The organism is Halomonas campaniensis (assembly GCF_014193375.1).
In the GTDB taxonomy this organism is placed as follows: domain Bacteria; phylum Pseudomonadota; class Gammaproteobacteria; order Pseudomonadales; family Halomonadaceae; genus Halomonas; species Halomonas campaniensis.
Genome location: NZ_JACHZF010000024.1, coordinates 26,985 through 41,725 on the forward strand (window position 1 = coordinate 26,985; position 14,741 = coordinate 41,725).

Here is a 14,741-nt window from a genome sequence, read left to right on the forward strand (position 1 = left end):
CCGGCGGCCAGGGGCCCGAGTCAGGCGCCGTCGACGAACGCCGTGCCCAGCCGCTCGGCGTCATCGATGCCGGCCATGCGCACCAGCGCCAGGGCCTCCTCCAGCGACTCGACCTCCTCGACCCGAAGCAGCTCGCTGTCCAGGCTGACCGGCCTGCCGCTCTTCTCGGAGAGCAGCCTCTCCAGGGAAGCCACGTCCATGTCCTCCTCCAGCTTCAGGGCATCCACGCCGGCGGCGTTGTGGCCACTGGGCAGGTAGATGGTGCCGTTGGAGAAGTCGACCGCATAGGCGACCACCCCCGGGACGATGAAGAACAGCAGGCCCACGCCGTTGGCGATGGCCACCACCGGATCGATGCGCCCGCCCAGCTGGCCCTTGCGCTCGGGGTGGAAGACGGTGCCACAGCCCACCAGGGCGGTAATCGACACGCCGACGAGCAGGCCGGCCAGGCCGCGACGAAGGAAAGGGGACATGCAGGGATCTCCATGGCATCCGGAACGGCGGCACCGGCGGTACGCATCGCGGGCCGGCAGCGCGGGAAAAGGCGCTCTGAGTCTACCACAGGCCCGCGGGGCGCCCAGCGCGCCCCGCGCCGCCAGGGCGACGGCCATTTCACGGTCGCCTTTTGCCGCGCCTGGCGCTTGGCCGTACAATGCGCCAACTGCCGCCCACGCTGGCGGCCCGACCCGTTTGACGAGCCCGAGGAAACGCCGGACCCATGCGCGCCACTCAACTGTTGATCGCCACCCTCAAGGAAACCCCCGCCGACGCCGAGGTCATCAGCCACCAGCTGATGCTGCGTTCGGGCATGATCCGCCGCCTCACCTCCGGGCTCTACACCTGGCTGCCGCTGGGCCTTCGCACCCTGCGCAAGGTCGAGCGCATCGTCCGCGAGGAGATGGATCGCGCCGGCGCCCAGGAGGTGCTGATGCCGGCAGTACAGCCCGCCGAGCTGTGGCAGGAATCCGGCCGCTGGGAGCAGTACGGGCCCGAGCTGCTGCGCCTCAAGGATCGCCACCAGCGCGACTACTGCGTCGGCCCGACCCACGAGGAGGTGATCACCGACCTGGTGCGCAAGGAGATCGCCAGCTACAAGCAGCTGCCGGCCAACTTCTACCAGATCCAGACCAAGTTCCGCGACGAGATCCGCCCCCGCTTCGGGGTGATGCGCTCCCGCGAGTTCATCATGAAGGACGCCTACTCCTTCCACGTCGACGAGGCCTCGCTCCAGGAGACCTACCAGGTGATGTATGACGCCTACACGCGCATCTTCACCCGCCTGGGGCTCGACTTCCGCCCGGTGATCGCCGACAACGGCGCCATCGGCGGCACCGGCTCCCACGAGTTCCACGTGCTGGCCGACTCGGGCGAGGACGACATCGTCTTCTCCACCGAGTCCGACTATGCCGCCAACATGGAGAAGGCCGACGCCCTGCCGGCCCCCCTGGGCAGCCACCCCGAGCGCCCGGCCCCGGCCGAGGCGCTGCGCCTGGTGGACACGCCGGATGCCCGCACCATCGCGGCCCTGGTGGAGCAGCACGGCCTGCCCATCGAGAAGACCGTCAAGACGCTGATGGTCCATGCCGCCGAGGGCGGCCTGATCGCCCTGCTGGTGCGCGGCGACCACGAACTCAACGAGGTGAAGGCCGAGAACCTGCCCCAGGTGGCCGCCCCGCTGACCATGGCCAGCGAGGAGGAGATCCGCGCGGCGGTGGGTGCCGGCCCCGGTTCGCTGGGCCCGGTGGGTCTCGAGATGCCGCTGATCATCGACCGCAGCGTGGCGCTGATGAGCGACTTCGGCGCCGGCGCCAACGTCGACGGCAAGCACTACTTCGGCATCAACTGGGAGCGCGACGTGGCGCTGCCCGAGGTCTACGACATCCGCAACGCGGTGGAAGGCGACCCCTCGCCGGATGGTCACGGCACCCTCTCCATCAAGCGCGGCATCGAGGTGGGCCACGTCTTCCAGCTGGGCCGCAAGTACAGCGAGGCGATGAACGCCACCGTGCTCGGTGACGAGGGGCGCGCCATCCACCCGTGGATGGGCTGCTATGGTATCGGGGTGACCCGCGTCGTGGCCGCCGCCATCGAGCAGAACCACGACGACGCCGGCATCATCTGGCCCGACGCCATCGCACCCTTCCAGATTGCCCTGGTGCCGATGAATGCCCACAAGTCACAGCGGGTGCGCGAGGAGTCCGAGAAGCTCTACGCCGAGCTGACCGAGGCCGGCTTCGAGGTGCTGCTGGATGACCGCGACCTGCGCCCGGGGGCCAAGTTCGCCGACCATGAGCTGATGGGCCTGCCCCATCGCCTGGTGGTCGGGGATCGCGGTCTGGACAAGGGGGAACTGGAATACAAGGGACGCCGTGACAGTGATGCCACCATGGTACCGGCCGAGCAGATCCTCGACTTCCTGCGCGAGCGCATCAAGGCCTGAGGCTCGTCGCCACATGATCCCCGTCGCCGCCGGCCTGGTGGCGACGTGGCTGGCCGCCGCAACGGCGGCGGCCAGCGATGATACCTTCCTGGCCGCCCTGGAGGCCGACCGGCGCCCGCTGGTGGTCCAGGCGCTCCCGGCCACTCCCGCCACGCTGCGCACGACCCTCGACGACAGCCTCGCCGCTCCTCGCGATCCGGCCCAGATCTGGGCCGCCCGCCAGTGGCACAACGCCATGGAGCCGGCGCTGTCGCGCTTCGTCCAGGACCCGGCGCTGCGCACCGAGCTGCTCCAGCGAATCTATCTCGAGGCCCGCCTGGCCGGCCTGCCGCCGGCGCTGGTGCTGGCGGTGATCCAGGTGGAGAGTGCCTTCCGCGCCGACGCGGTCTCGTCCGCCGGGGCCGTGGGGCTGATGCAGATCATGCCGTTCTGGATCCGCGAGCTGGGCCTGCCCGCCGACGACCTCAAGGACCCATGGCGCAACCTGCGCTATGGCACCACCATCCTGGCCCACTACCTTGCCGTGGAGCGCGGCGACTTCACCCGCGCCCTGGCACGCTACAACGGCAGCCTGGGCAAGACCTGGTATCCCGAGCGGGTGATGCGCGCCTGGCAGCGCCACTGGCGGGAGCCGACAGGCGCCGGCCGCGCCACCGTCCAGCGCTGACGTCAGGCGGCCTCGATCAGCCGCGACGCGGCGAGCCGGCCCAGCAGGTCGAGCACGTCGGACAGGATACGCTCGGCCGACTGGTCGCCGTAGAGCTCGGCCAGCAGTTCGGCGAGGATGTCGGCCGACAGGACCTCACGGGCCAGCAGCAGCCACACGGCCCGCCCGCTGGCATTGAGGCGGTGGATGGCACCGCTGGGCCGGTGGATCAGGAAGAGCTCGTCGCCCAGCGGATACGCCTGCACCTCGCCCGCCGGCCGCCACGGCTGCCGCGGCGAGATAGCCGGCATCGCCATTGCCGCGGGGCGATGGCCGGTCAGCGAGGCCAGGGCGGCCTCGCCTTTCTCAGGTGGCGTCGCCACCCGCGCCGCAAGGCAGCGCGCCGCAGCCAGCGGCTCCGAATAGCGCAGCAGCAGGCAGGGCAGGCTGGCCATGAGGGGCAGGAAGCGCGCCATCAGCGCCTCGCTGGGCGCGCCATGGGCGAAGTTCTGGCAGAGCAGCTGCAGCAGCCCCTCGCCCGGGGCCAGCGGCAGGAGCTCGGGGGCCGCCAGCCCCGCCTCCCGCTCGAGCAGCACCAGCGCGCCCAGCGGGGCCTCCTCCCCGTGGGCCGCGAGCGCCGCCCCGGGCAGGGCAAGGTAGCGATAGCGCTCATCCGTGGGGCCGGCATGCGCGTCGGCATGGGCGACCAGGGCGGGGTCCAGGCTCGCCGGCAGCGGCAGCCGCAGCCGCGGGGCGATGCCCAGCGCCCGTCCGCGGCCCTCCGGCGTCAGGGCCAGGACATCGTCGCCGAATACGCGCAGGCCGGCCGCCGCGAAGGCCGCCGTCAGGGTGCTCTTGCCGGCGCGGTGCGCATCGGGAAAGACCACCAGGCGGCCCGCCACCTCGGCAGAGCCGCAGTGCAGCCCGATGCTGTCGGGGTGCCGGTCGAAGTACTCGCCGACCAGGTCGGCGATCAGGCTGCAGGCGGCCTCGACGGCGGTGGCCAGGAACAGCCCCTCGGGCAGGGCCGGCGAGGTCTGCCAGTATCCCCCGCCATGGCGGCGCAGGCGGATCGCCGGGGACGATCCATCGGCCTCGATGACCCGGCCGGGCCACCCCGGCATCGCCGCCTGCAGGGCGCCCAGCACCTCGGGACAGCCCAACAGCCGCAGCGCCCGGCCGAGGCCGGGCAGGCAGAGGTCCTGCCCCATGGCCGCCGTCACCAGCGGCTGGGGGTGACCGAGATCACCAGGCGAACGCCCGGGCGGTCATCCTCACGGCGGTGATAGACATCGCGGCGGTCGCGGCGATACCCCCCGCTGGGCCGGGAGTAGCTCGGCCGGCTGTAGCTGGGGCGCGAGTAGCTGGGACGCGAGTAGCTCGGCCGGGAGCGCCCGGCGCCATGCTGGGCCTGGGCCTGGCCGAGGCTGAACAGGGTCGGGGCCACATAGGCGCCGGCGATGCCCAGTCCCAGGCTGGCCAGCAACCGGCGACGGCTCTGACGCTTCTGCGCGTCGGGGCCTTCGGGATCACGATGGGTCATGGGACGTCTCCGAGGTTATCGAACGGCGTTCATGATAGACGGCCCGCTGGACAGGCTCCAGGCGCCGGCCAACGTTGCGCGGAGCCTGCACATTCATGCCCGCGCCGTCGGCGCCTGCCGACAGGCGAGAGCCGCAAGCCAGAAGCCGAAAGCCAGACGAAAAAAAGCCGACCCATGTGGGTCGGCTACCGGGGGGATGACTCCCCCCTCCCCTGACGACTCGTGACGACGGCTGGATCAGTGCTTCTTCCTGCGGTGATCGCGAACGATGAATGCGATCCAGCCCCCGAGAAATGCGACCATCATCGCGACGGTAACCAGTCCAAAGATTACGGCATCATCCCAATACATGGTGGTGTCCTCCCGTCTCGATCTGTTGAGAGGACTGTAGCCCGGAAGCGCCGGGGGATTTCTGACCTGAATCAAGTTTGTCACCGCGCCCGACGTTGGCCCGCGGCGGCAATTGATCCAGGTCAGTTTTCACAGCACCTTCTTGTCTTCCACGCTGCCGGGGTCGGTGTCCGGCGGCAGCGGATGGCCCTTGGCGAACTCCGCCCGGGTGGCATCGCGGACGCCGAGCACCTGGAGCCGGTAGCGCAGGGTGTGCCCCGCCAGGGGGTGGTTGGTGTCGATCAGCACGCGGTCGTCGTGCACCTCGAGCACGGTGACGACCTGCGGCCCGGCCTCACCCGGCGTCTGGAAGCGCATGCCGGGCGCCAGGTCATCCACCGGGAAGGCGCCGCGACCCACCTCGCGGACCAGCGCCTCGTTGCGCAGCCCGTAGGCCTCGGCGGGCATCAGCGTCACGCTGAGCTCGGCCCCCTCGGCCTGGCCGTCCAGGGCGCGCTCCAGCCCCTCGACGATATTGTGGTGGCCATGCAGGTACTCCATGGGCTGCTGGCGGGCCCGGGAGTCGTCGAGCACCTGGCCGTCGGCGTCGCTCAGCACGTAGTGAAGGGTCACGACCCGCTGGGGGGCGATCGTCATGGAACTCTCCTCGAAGCGGTAATGGGGGGAGGGCCGGCCCTGCCTGAAAGGGGGCCCCCTCAGCGGCGGCGCAGCTGGGAGACAGGCATCTCCAGCCGCTGCTGGCGGTGCAGCAGGTCGAGCAGCACGATGGCCCGCTCCTGCCCCTTGTGGGTGGCGAAGACGGCCTGCAGGTCCTTGAAGGGCCCCTCGGTGATCTCGACGGCCTCGCCGGCCCGAAAGTAGAGGTTGGCGGTGGCATCCTGGCGGTCGCTGCCGTGCTCGCGCAGGGTGGCCACCAGGGCGTCGTCCACCGCCACGGGCATGTCGCCGAAGCCGACCAGCTTCAGCACGCCGCGGGTGGAGCGGATCGGCCGCCAGTTGCTGACCAGGCGATCGAGGCGGATGAACAGGTAGTAGGGGAAGAGCGGCTCGCTGACCCACTCCAGCTTGCCGCGACGCTTCTTCTGCACCTCGAGGACCGGGTGGAACACCTCGTAGCCCTGGTTGGCGAGGTGGTCGGCCGCGCGGAACGACTCCCCTCCCTTGCACTGGATCACGTACCAGCGGGGAACGGCATCATCGCCTGGCTCCAGGGTCGCATCGATGCTGTTCATGGGTCTCCTGTCGGGTAGCTGGACACTGGTATCACCGCCGGGGCTCTGCAACAATCGCCCCATGCCGGGGTCGGCAGTGCAGGGGCCGGACGGCAGGATCCCCGGCTGTCGATCCTCCAGTCTACCATCGATGGTGACCGCCTGGGATGACCCGCTGCCATCGTCCATGGCCCGCAAGGAGTGCTACCGAATGCCCACCCCCACCCCCCACCGCAGCTGGCGGGATGCCCTGGCGATCTACCTGCGCGCGCCGGTGATCACCATGCTGTTCCTGGGGTTCTCTGCCGGCCTGCCCTTCCTGCTGGTGTTCTCCACCCTGTCGGCCTGGCTGCGCAGCGACGGGGTCGAGGTGGCGGCCATCGGCTTCTTCTCGTGGATCGGCATCCTCTACTCGATCAAGTTCTTCTGGGCGCCGGTGGTCGACCGCCTGGCCCTGCCGCTGCTGACCCGCGCCCTGGGGCAGCGCCGCGGCTGGATGCTGCTGGCCCAGGGGCTGATCGCCGCCGGCCTGGTCGGCCTGGCCAGCCTCGACCCGCGCGGCAACCTGCCGCTGGTGGCGCTCTTCGCCCTGCTGGTGGCCTTCGGCTCGGCGACCCAGGACATCGCCATCGATGCCTTCCGCATCGAGTCGGCGCCGGACGATATCCAGGCGGCCATGGCCTCCACCTACATCATCGGCTATCGCGGCGGCCTGCTGGCCGCCGGCGCCGGGGCCCTCTACGTGGCGTCGTGGCTCTCCTGGGAGGCGGCCTACCTGTCCATGGCGGCCCTGGTGGGCATCGGGGTCATCACCGTGCTGGTTCGTCCGGAGCCAGAACGCCTGTCGCTCAACACCCAGCTGATCCACGAGCCGCGGGTGCGGGCCTTCCTGCGTGCCAGCCGCGGCAGGCCACGCCAGCTGCGCCGGCTGGGCGCCTGGCTGATCGGGGCGGTGGTCTGCCCCTTCACCGACTTCTTTACCCGTCACCGGCGCAAGGCGCTGTGGCTGCTGCTGTTCGTGGCGGTGTTCCGCATCAGCGACCTGGCCATGGCGTCCATGGCCAACCCGCTCTACATCGACCTGGGCTTCACGCTGGCCACCATCGCCAACGTGACCAACGTCTTCGGCATCGCCATGAGCGTCGGCGGGGGCATCCTGGGGGGGCTGCTGGTGGCGCGCTACGGCATCGGGCCGATCCTGGTGCTGGGTGCGGCCGCCGCCACCCTCACCAACCTGCTGTTCGCCGCCCTGGCGCTGGCCGGCCAGAGCCTGCCGATGCTGGTCATGGCGATCGTCGGCGACAACCTCGCCAACGGCCTGGCCAGCGCGGTGTTCATCGCCTTCCTCTCCAGCCTGACCTCACGGGCCTACACGGCGACCCAGTACGCGCTGTTCTCCTCGCTGATGACGCTGCCCGGCAAGTTCCTGAGCGGCTTCGGCGGGCTGGTGGTGGCGGCCGAGGGCTACGCCACCTTCTTCGTGATCGCCACGGCCCTGGGCCTGCCGGCCATCGCCCTGGCAATCTGGATCAGCCGCGACCGCGAGCTCGTGCCACCGCCGGCCCCGCGCGCCGCCTGAGGCTCAGTCCTCGAAGCGGCCCCGCACGCTGGCCGAGGCTCAGCCCTCGAAGCGGTCGCGCAGCCAGTCGAGCGCGCCGGGCGTGGCGCGCCACTGGTCGCGCATCAGCGTCCGGTACTGCCATGCCTCGGCCCGGGAGCCCGGCTCGGCGACGCCATCCGGGCCGGTATGCACCGGCCGGGGATTCTCGGCGCACAGCATGTCCAGGGCGTGGGCGTTGTGGCGCTGCGCCGCGGCCAGCGCCTCGGCGGCCTCCTCCCGCCGCGCCAGCCGGAACAGGGCCAGGGCGCGCCCCATGAGCAGGCCCAGCGGCGGCGGCTCGTCGGCATCCGCCGTGACCTGCTGTTCGCTCACCGCCAGGGCCTCGCTGTCGCGGCCGTCGCGCAGCAGCTGGTCGAGCACCAGCTCGCGCAGCCCCAGGCTGTCGTGGTCGTCCAGTGCCAGCAGGCGCTCGGCGAGCTGTCGCGAACGCTGACGCGCGCCACGCTCCATCCCCACCACCAGCGCCAGGCCGGTGCGCAGCAGCACGGCGTTGTCGGCATCGTCCCAGGCCAGGGTACCCGGCCCCTCGGCAGCCACCTGCTCCAGCCAGCGCTCCAGCCGGTCGGCCAGCGGGGCGAACAGGCTCGGCGCCATCCATGGCAGGCTGCCGAAGCGGCTGGTCAGGGCCAGGGTCAGCGACTGGACGACCCGCGGCGCATCCAGCCATTCCGGGTGGGCACAGAGCTCGCCCAGCCAGCCGGCCGCCTCGGGCCAGGGATCATCCTCGAGCCCCATGGGCGAGTCGGCCGCCACCGCCACCTGGAAGTGCTGCTGCCAGACGGCGAACAGGGTGTCCTCGCGGGCCGTGGTGCGGTACTCCAGGCGGCCATCGTCGGTCCGGCGGATGGCCAGCTTCGGCGCCGTGGGCAGCGCCTCGAAGAGCGCCTGGAGCGAGGCCAGCGGGCCGGCCAGGTCCTCCTCGGCATTCAGCAGCTGGTCGGCCAGGGTGGCACCGGGGTTCTCGGCCAGGTCGGCCAGGAACTGCAGCTGGTCCGGCTCCAGGTCTCCCTGGCGGGCGAGCCGACGGAACCAGAAGCGCGCCCGCTCGGCGGCCTCCTGCTCGTGGCCCTCGTGGAGCAGCAGCATGGCCTCGATGTAGGCCAGGGTCGGCGAGTCCGGCAGGGCCTGCTGGGCGCGCACGAAGGCGGCCCGGGCGCTGTCCAGGTCGTCGTTGTCCAGGTGCATCAGGCACAGCCGCTCCAGCGCCACGCCGCGCAGGAACAGCGGGCCGCGCTCGAGCACGGCGTCGAGCAGCGCCTCGCGCTTGCGATGGAAGCCGCGCTCCTGATAGAGGTCGATGAGGATCTCGAAGGCCGGCTCGGCCTGCTCCGGCAGCCGCGACCAGTCTGCGCGCTCGAACAGCGACTCGAGGATCTGCTGGGCGCGCCCCCGCTGCCCGGTCTCGGCGGCGATCAGCCCGGCCTCCAGCAGCGCCTGGGCCGGCGCCCGGCCGCTCTCCAGGGCCGCCTTGAGGGCGTCACCCTTCCACTCGCGCAGCGACAGCATCCACATCAGGTGGGCGGGCACCGGGCCGGGCAGGGTCACGGCCCCGCAGCACTGCTTGGTCTTGCGGCCGGAGTCGCACCAGCAGGGCTCGTTGCGCCCCGGCCGGGCCAGGGGTTCGCTGGCGAAGCCGAGTCGGGCCAGGGGGGTCTGCGACCAGAGCTCAGGCGCCAGCGCCTGGGCCAGCGGCAGGTTGCCCCCCACCAGGGAGGGGCCCTCCTCGCGGGCCCAGGCCATCAGCGTCGGATAGCGCTCGTCCTTGCGAATGGCCGCCAGGGCGCCCGAGGCAAACCCCAGCAGCTGTTCCACCCATACTGCCAGCATCCCAGTCTCCACGGTCCCGAAAACGGCACAGTCTACCAGCCCACCGGGACGCTGGGCAGACGTTCACTTCCCCGCCCACGCCAGAAGCGGCCGGGTGCGGGCGTGCATGTCGAGCCGCGCGCCCAGGCGCACCAGGTTCCAGTAGTGGCCGTTGAGGGTGCGCGACAGCAGCAGGGTGTCGGCCGGCGGCTGGAGGCGGTCCATGGCGGCCCAGACCTTGGGGGTCAGGTCGCGCAGCCGACGGTGGACGCGCACGTCGCCGAAGTCCTGCTCGCCGGGAGCAAACAGCGGCGCCACCGCCTCGGCGGATTCCCGATAGAGCGAGAGTGGCGCGCCCTGCCCCTGGCGCCCGCCCAGCCTGAGCAGCGCCTCGTCCATCGCCATGGGGTCCCTCGCCAGGGTCGCCTCGAGCAGCTGCATCATCGCCCTGAGGCGCGCTTCGGGCACCGGGATCACCGCGCCGAGGTCGTAGATGACCAGCTGCCCCCGCTCGTTCACGGCGAAGTTGCCGGCATGGGGGTCGGCATGCAGCTCGCCGTGGGTGAACAGCTCCTCGGTGATCCAGTCGGCCAGGGTCTCCGCCACGCCCTGGCGCGTGGCGTCGTCGCCCGCTTCCAGCTCGCGCAGCGGCGTGCCCGGCTCGTAGCGCATGGCCAGGACCCTGGGACCGGAGAGCCCCGGCAGCGGCTCGGGAATCACCAGCCGTTCGAGATGGGCGTAGCGCGCCCGATAGCGCGCCAGGGCCTCGGCCTCGGCGTGGTAGTCGAGCTCGCCGCGCAGGCTGGCGGCCAGCTCCTCGAAGAGCGCATCGAGCCGCGCCTGGGGCACCTTGAACCAGCGACCCAGGCGCATCAGCCGACGCACCTGGGTGAGGTCGCTCTCCAGCACCTCGGCCAGCCCCGGGTACTGCACCTTGAGCACCAGGGTCTCGCCGTCGTGGGTCACGGCACGGTGCACCTGCCCCATGGAGGCGCTGGCGAAGGGCCGCTCCTCGATCTCGCGGAAGCGTTCGGCCAGGTCGCCGTACTGCTCGACCAGGCTGACCCGGATGCTCGCCCAGGGCATGGGCTCGGCCTGGCGCTGCAGGCGGGCGAGCTCCTCGGCAAGGTCGGGCGGCAGCAGGTCGTCCCACTGGGACATGATCTGGGCCAGCTTCATGGCCGGGCCCTTGAGCTCGGAGAGCCCCTCGAACAGTGCCTCGCCCAGGGCACGCCAGTCGGCCTGGCCGCCCAGCCGGGTACGGATCAGGGCGCCACCGGTCCGCGCCCCCAGGCCCAGCAGGCGCCGGGTTCTGCCTCGCTCGCGCATCGCATCGCTCCGCTGGTAGGTGGATGCCAACAATGATACAAGAATTGTACATCAACCGAAGCAGGTTACACCTGGCAGGCGCGCCAGGATACTGGAAGAATATCCATGAATCCCGCTACCGAGCCGTGCCCATGCGACTGATCATCGCCGAGAAACCCAGCCTGGCCCGGGCCATCGCCGAGGCCCTGCCCGGTGCGGCGCGGCGCGATGATGGCGCCCTGGTGGTCGGCGACACCACCGTCACCTGGTGCCTGGGCCACCTGCTCGAGCAGGCGCCGCCGGACGCCTATGACCCGGCCCTGAAGCAGTGGCGCCTCGATCACCTGCCGATCCTGCCGGCCGAGTGGAAGCTGATGCCCCGCCCCAGGGCCCGCGGCCAGCTGGCGGTGATTCGCCGGCTGCTCAAGGGCGCCCGGGAGGTGGTCCATGCCGGCGACCCCGACCGCGAGGGCCAGCTGCTGGTGCAGGAGGTGATCGAGCACCTGGGCTGGAAGGGGCCGGTATCGCGGCTGCTGGTCAGCGACCTCAACCGTCCGGCGGTGCAGCGGGCCCTGGCGCGCCTGGAGGACAACGCCCGCTACCAGCCGCTGTTTCGCGCCGCGGAGTCCCGGGCCCGGGCCGACTGGCTCTACGGCATCAACCTGACCCGCGCCTGGACCCTGATCGGCCGCCAGGCGGGCCACGATGGCGTGCTCTCGGTGGGCCGGGTGCAGACCCCGGTGCTGGGGCTGGTGGTCCGCCGCGACGCCGAGATCCGCGACTTCGTGCCCAGGCCCTTCTTCGTGCTGTGGGCGGACCTCGAGGTGGCGGCCGGCCGGCTGCGCGCCTGGTGGCAGCCCGGCGAGACGCATCCGCTGGACGACCAGGGGCGGCTGCTCGCGCGCCAGCCCGCCGCCGACCTCGCCGAGCGGCTGCCCGGCGCCGAGGGGCGCCTGGCCCGCCTCGAGAGCCGCGACAGGCGTCAGCCCGCCCCGCTGCCCTACTCGCTCTCGGCGCTGCAGGTGGATGCCGCCCGGCGCTTCGGGCTCTCCGCCAAGGCGGTGCTGGAGATCTGCCAGCGCCTCTACGAGCGCCACAAGCTGATCACCTATCCGCGCTCGGACTGCCGCTACCTGCCCGAGGAGCACTTCGCCTCGGCACGGGCCACCCTGGAGGGCGCCTGCCGCACGGACCCGACGCTGCGAGGCTGGCTGGCCGGGGCGGACTTCTCGCGACGTTCCCGGGCCTGGAACGACAAGCAGGTGGGCGCCCACCACGCCCTCTCGCCCACCGGCAAGCCCGCCGACCCGTCACGACTCGACAAGGCCGAGGCCGACGTCTTCCGGCTGATCGCTCGCAACGTGCTGGCCCAGTTCTATCCGCCCCTCGTCACCCGCGAGGTCAAGGCGGAGTTCGCCATCGCCGGCGAGGCCTTCCGTGCCAGCGGCCAGGAGATCCTCGAGCCCGGCTGGAAGCCGCTGTTCACCACCCGGGAGGAAGCCCCGCCCCTGCCCCCGCTCACCGAGGGCGAGACCTGCCGGGTGAGGGAGGCCGGCGTCGAGGATCGCGAGACCCGCCCGCCGGAGCCCTTCACCGATGCCAGCCTGATCAAGGCGATGATGAACATCGGGCGCTACGTCGAGGACCCGGCGGTGCGCCGCACCCTGCGCGAGCACGATGGCCTGGGCACCGAGGCGACGCGGGCCGGCATCATCGAGACGCTGGTGGAGCGCGGCTACCTGGTGCGTCGGGCCAAGGCCCTGCGCGCCACGCGGCTCGGCAGCGCCCTGATCGCCTCGCTGCCCGACGCAGTGGGGCGCCCCGAACGCACGGCCCTCTGGGAGCAGCGCCTGGGCAGCATCGCCGAGGCCGGCGATGACCCGGCCCCCTTCCTGGCCTCCCTGGTGACCGACCTGCACGGGCTGCTCTCCTCCGCCGATGCCGGCCGCCTGCGCCAGGCCCTGGCGAACGCCCGCGGCGAGGAACCGGCGCCCGCCGGCCGCCCGTCGGCGAGACGCCGAGGCAGCACCGCCCGGCGCCGAGGAACGGGCACGGGCGGCAGCCGCCCGACCCGCAGGAGGCGTTCCTCATGAGCGAACTGAACCGCCACTGGATCGTCGGCCCCGGCGCCCTGGGCCGGTTGATCGCCCTGCGCCTGGCGACCCGGGCAAGCGAGGGCGTGGAGGTCGCGCTGCTGGGGCGGCGACGGCTGGCCGCCAGCCAGACCCTGGTGACCCCCGACGGGACACCGCTGACCCGGGCGCTGACGATGGCGACGGTCGATACCCCGCCGTCGCCCCCCCCGGACGTGGTGCACCTGGTCACCAAGGCCTACGCCGCCGACGCGGCCCACCGGACGCTGGCCGCCCACCTGCCCCCGGGCACGCCGCTGGTGCTGTGGCAGAACGGCTTCGACTGCCAGCCGCGACTCACCGAGCGCCACGCCGGTCCGGTGCTGTGCGCCACCACCACCGAGGGCGCCTTCGTGGCGAGCGACGACCGGGTGGTCCATGCCGGACACGGCCAGACCCTGGTCGGCGCCCTCGACGGCGGACACCGGGCCCTGGCCGACGCGCTTGCCCGCCGACTCGACGGGGCGGGGCTTCCCGCCCGGGCGGTGGGCGACATCCGCGCTCGGCTCTGGCAGAAGCTTGCCGTGAATGCCGCCATCAATCCGCTGGTGGCGCGCTTTCGCATCCGCAATGGCCAGCTGCGCGACCGCCCCTTCCGGCCGATGGTGGAGGCGGTGATCATCGAGGTCGCCGGGATCATGGCGGCGGAGGGCGTCGCCCCGCCGGAGGGCGAGGGGCTGGAGGGCTGGCGCGCCCTGGTATGGCGGGTCGTGGCCGGCACGGCAAACAATCGCGCCTCGATGCTGCAGGACGTGCTGGCTGGCCGACCCACCGAACATCGGGCGATTCTCGGCCCGCTGCTTGCGGCCGCGGCGCGCCATGGCCAGGAGGTCCCGAGGATCGCCGCGCTGCAGGCCGAGCTGTGCGGCCTGGCCACGAACCTGGCAGACCCCGCCTCCCCTTGCTAACCTGACAGGGTCAATCCAATAACGCAGCAGCCCTGCCACCGCCCGGTGGCAGCAGGCCGACGCAAGGACAGGGAACATGAAACCGGGTCCCACCCTCGCCGCCCTGGTGGCCGGTCTGGCGATCGCCTCGTCACCGCTCGCCGCTGCCGACGACACCCCCGCCTACGCAGGCCAGAACACCGACCTGATGCACCTCGACAACGGCGTGGTGGTCGATGGTCGCGACATCGAGACGCCGGACGGCTACACCTCCGGCTTCCGGCTCATCGCCGGCTTCAATCCCCTGCGCCTGCCTCGTCTCGACCTCGGCGCCGAATTCAGCTACCGCGAGAGCGACGAGGTGCCGACCCGCCTCGGCGACCAGCAGATGCTCCTCAACACCGTCAGCCTGGGCGGCAGCCTGGTGGCCGGCGTGCGCCTCGGCCATCTCGGCCTCTACGCCAAGTCCGGCCTGGTCGGCTGGGAGGGCGACCCGGTGATGCCCGGCCAGGACGTCGCTCGCAGCGGCACGACCCGGGTCCAGGGCCTGGGCGCCCGGCTCCAGTTCGACCGGCTGGTGAGCCGCCTGGAGTTCGAGGAGTTCGACGCCCCCGACATGGCCCACCTGAACCTGGTGACCGCCTCGCTGCATTTTCCCTTCTGAAGCTGGCAGTCAGGATGTCGGCACCCAGTGGCTCCTCCGCCCCCCTGTAGGAGGCCGGGTCCCCCGGCGGTTCGACGCTTCGACGAATGGAGGCCAAAGGCCTCCCGGTGGCACCAGAGAAATCTGCAACAC

At 71.8% G+C, this 14,741-nt stretch carries 14 protein-coding genes; 6 read left to right on the top strand and 8 right to left on the bottom strand.

Going from position 1 to position 14,741, the window contains the following annotated elements; translation table 11 throughout:
• Positions 1-20: 20 nt before the first annotated feature.
• Entirely contained in the window at positions 21-473 is a 453-nt protein-coding gene (locus BDK63_RS14980) for a hypothetical protein (protein ID WP_183333386.1), read from the bottom strand.
• A 245-nt stretch (positions 474-718) separates the two neighbouring features.
• Here BDK63_RS14980 and BDK63_RS14985 point away from each other — a divergent pair, with 245 nt between their 5' ends.
• A complete protein-coding gene (locus BDK63_RS14985; protein ID WP_183333387.1) occupies positions 719-2,440 on the top strand; it encodes a proline--tRNA ligase in 1,722 nt (573 codons plus the stop codon).
• Between the two features lie 13 nt (positions 2,441-2,453).
• On the top strand, positions 2,454-3,107 hold the full coding sequence (locus BDK63_RS14990) for a lytic transglycosylase domain-containing protein (protein WP_343065329.1): 654 nt from the start codon (positions 2,454-2,456) through the stop codon (positions 3,105-3,107).
• Between the two features lie 2 nt (positions 3,108-3,109).
• Here BDK63_RS14990 and BDK63_RS14995 read toward each other — a convergent pair whose 3' ends face one another.
• The 5 genes from BDK63_RS14995 to rfaH all read right to left on the bottom strand — a co-directional run bounded on the left by BDK63_RS14995 (position 3,110) and on the right by rfaH (position 6,212).
• Entirely contained in the window at positions 3,110-4,297 is a 1,188-nt protein-coding gene (locus BDK63_RS14995; RefSeq protein WP_183333389.1) for a PqqD family protein, read from the bottom strand.
• A gap of 8 nt (positions 4,298-4,305) precedes the next feature.
• The gene (locus BDK63_RS15000; RefSeq protein ID WP_246386184.1) at positions 4,306-4,629 is read right to left on the bottom strand and encodes a hypothetical protein; all 324 of its coding nucleotides are present in this window, start codon (positions 4,627-4,629) and stop codon (positions 4,306-4,308) included.
• Between the two features lie 237 nt (positions 4,630-4,866).
• The gene (gene ccoM / locus BDK63_RS18790) at positions 4,867-4,980 is read right to left on the bottom strand and encodes a cytochrome c oxidase subunit CcoM (protein ID WP_425485961.1); all 114 of its coding nucleotides are present in this window, start codon (positions 4,978-4,980) and stop codon (positions 4,867-4,869) included.
• Between the two features lie 129 nt (positions 4,981-5,109).
• Positions 5,110-5,616, bottom strand: coding sequence for an FKBP-type peptidyl-prolyl cis-trans isomerase (locus BDK63_RS15005; RefSeq protein ID WP_183333391.1), 507 nt, complete (start codon positions 5,614-5,616; stop codon positions 5,110-5,112).
• A gap of 59 nt (positions 5,617-5,675) precedes the next feature.
• Entirely contained in the window at positions 5,676-6,212 is a 537-nt protein-coding gene (gene rfaH, locus BDK63_RS15010; RefSeq protein ID WP_183333393.1) for a transcription/translation regulatory transformer protein RfaH, read from the bottom strand.
• 190 nt (positions 6,213-6,402) lie between these two features.
• Between rfaH and BDK63_RS15015 the strand changes: the two genes are divergently transcribed.
• The gene (locus tag BDK63_RS15015) at positions 6,403-7,770 is read left to right on the top strand and encodes an AmpG family muropeptide MFS transporter (RefSeq protein ID WP_183333395.1); all 1,368 of its coding nucleotides are present in this window, start codon (positions 6,403-6,405) and stop codon (positions 7,768-7,770) included.
• A gap of 39 nt (positions 7,771-7,809) precedes the next feature.
• On the opposite strand, the gene BDK63_RS15020 is transcribed toward BDK63_RS15015, so the two are convergent.
• Positions 7,810-9,639, bottom strand: a complete 1,830-nt coding sequence (locus tag BDK63_RS15020) for an SEC-C metal-binding domain-containing protein (protein WP_183333397.1) — start codon at positions 9,637-9,639, stop codon at positions 7,810-7,812.
• A gap of 63 nt (positions 9,640-9,702) precedes the next feature.
• The gene (locus tag BDK63_RS15025; protein WP_183333399.1) at positions 9,703-10,947 is read right to left on the bottom strand and encodes an ABC1 kinase family protein; all 1,245 of its coding nucleotides are present in this window, start codon (positions 10,945-10,947) and stop codon (positions 9,703-9,705) included.
• A gap of 131 nt (positions 10,948-11,078) precedes the next feature.
• Between BDK63_RS15025 and BDK63_RS15030 the strand changes: the two genes are divergently transcribed.
• The 3 genes from BDK63_RS15030 to BDK63_RS15040 all read left to right on the top strand — a co-directional run bounded on the left by BDK63_RS15030 (position 11,079) and on the right by BDK63_RS15040 (position 14,609).
• Positions 11,079-13,019, top strand: coding sequence for a DNA topoisomerase III (locus BDK63_RS15030; RefSeq protein ID WP_183333401.1), 1,941 nt, complete (start codon positions 11,079-11,081; stop codon positions 13,017-13,019).
• Complete coding sequence (locus tag BDK63_RS15035; RefSeq protein WP_183333403.1) at positions 13,016-13,966, top strand: ketopantoate reductase family protein; 951 nt, start codon at positions 13,016-13,018, stop codon at positions 13,964-13,966. Before BDK63_RS15030 ends, BDK63_RS15035 begins: the two co-directional genes overlap by 4 nt.
• Before the next feature lie 76 nt (positions 13,967-14,042).
• Positions 14,043-14,609 (top strand): hypothetical protein, encoded by a 567-nt coding sequence (locus tag BDK63_RS15040; RefSeq protein ID WP_183333405.1) that lies wholly within the window; start codon positions 14,043-14,045, stop codon positions 14,607-14,609.
• The last annotated feature ends 132 nt before the right edge of the window (positions 14,610-14,741 follow it).

What these genes read in the sequence shown, in the direction of transcription:
- BDK63_RS15025 (WP_183333399.1), bottom strand. Translation starts at nt 10,947, where the DNA reads ATGCGCGAGCGAGGCAGAACCCGGCGCCTGCTGGGCCTGGGGGCGCGG.
- ccoM (WP_425485961.1), bottom strand. Translation starts at nt 4,980, where the DNA reads ATGTATTGGGATGATGCCGTAATCTTTGGACTGGTTACCGTCGCGATG.
- BDK63_RS14995 (WP_183333389.1), bottom strand. Translation starts at nt 4,297, where the DNA reads ATGGGGCAGGACCTCTGCCTGCCCGGCCTCGGCCGGGCGCTGCGGCTG.
- BDK63_RS15020 (WP_183333397.1), bottom strand. Translation starts at nt 9,639, where the DNA reads ATGCTGGCAGTATGGGTGGAACAGCTGCTGGGGTTTGCCTCGGGCGCC.
- BDK63_RS14985 (WP_183333387.1), top strand. Translation starts at nt 719, where the DNA reads ATGCGCGCCACTCAACTGTTGATCGCCACCCTCAAGGAAACCCCCGCC.
- rfaH (WP_183333393.1), bottom strand. Translation starts at nt 6,212, where the DNA reads ATGAACAGCATCGATGCGACCCTGGAGCCAGGCGATGATGCCGTTCCC.
- BDK63_RS14980 (WP_183333386.1), bottom strand. Translation starts at nt 473, where the DNA reads ATGTCCCCTTTCCTTCGTCGCGGCCTGGCCGGCCTGCTCGTCGGCGTG.
- BDK63_RS15015 (WP_183333395.1), top strand. Translation starts at nt 6,403, where the DNA reads ATGCCCACCCCCACCCCCCACCGCAGCTGGCGGGATGCCCTGGCGATC.
- BDK63_RS15040 (WP_183333405.1), top strand. Translation starts at nt 14,043, where the DNA reads ATGAAACCGGGTCCCACCCTCGCCGCCCTGGTGGCCGGTCTGGCGATC.
- BDK63_RS15030 (WP_183333401.1), top strand. Translation starts at nt 11,079, where the DNA reads ATGCGACTGATCATCGCCGAGAAACCCAGCCTGGCCCGGGCCATCGCC.
- BDK63_RS15005 (WP_183333391.1), bottom strand. Translation starts at nt 5,616, where the DNA reads ATGACGATCGCCCCCCAGCGGGTCGTGACCCTTCACTACGTGCTGAGC.
- BDK63_RS14990 (WP_343065329.1), top strand. Translation starts at nt 2,454, where the DNA reads ATGATCCCCGTCGCCGCCGGCCTGGTGGCGACGTGGCTGGCCGCCGCA.
- BDK63_RS15000 (WP_246386184.1), bottom strand. Translation starts at nt 4,629, where the DNA reads ATGACCCATCGTGATCCCGAAGGCCCCGACGCGCAGAAGCGTCAGAGC.
- BDK63_RS15035 (WP_183333403.1), top strand. Translation starts at nt 13,016, where the DNA reads ATGAGCGAACTGAACCGCCACTGGATCGTCGGCCCCGGCGCCCTGGGC.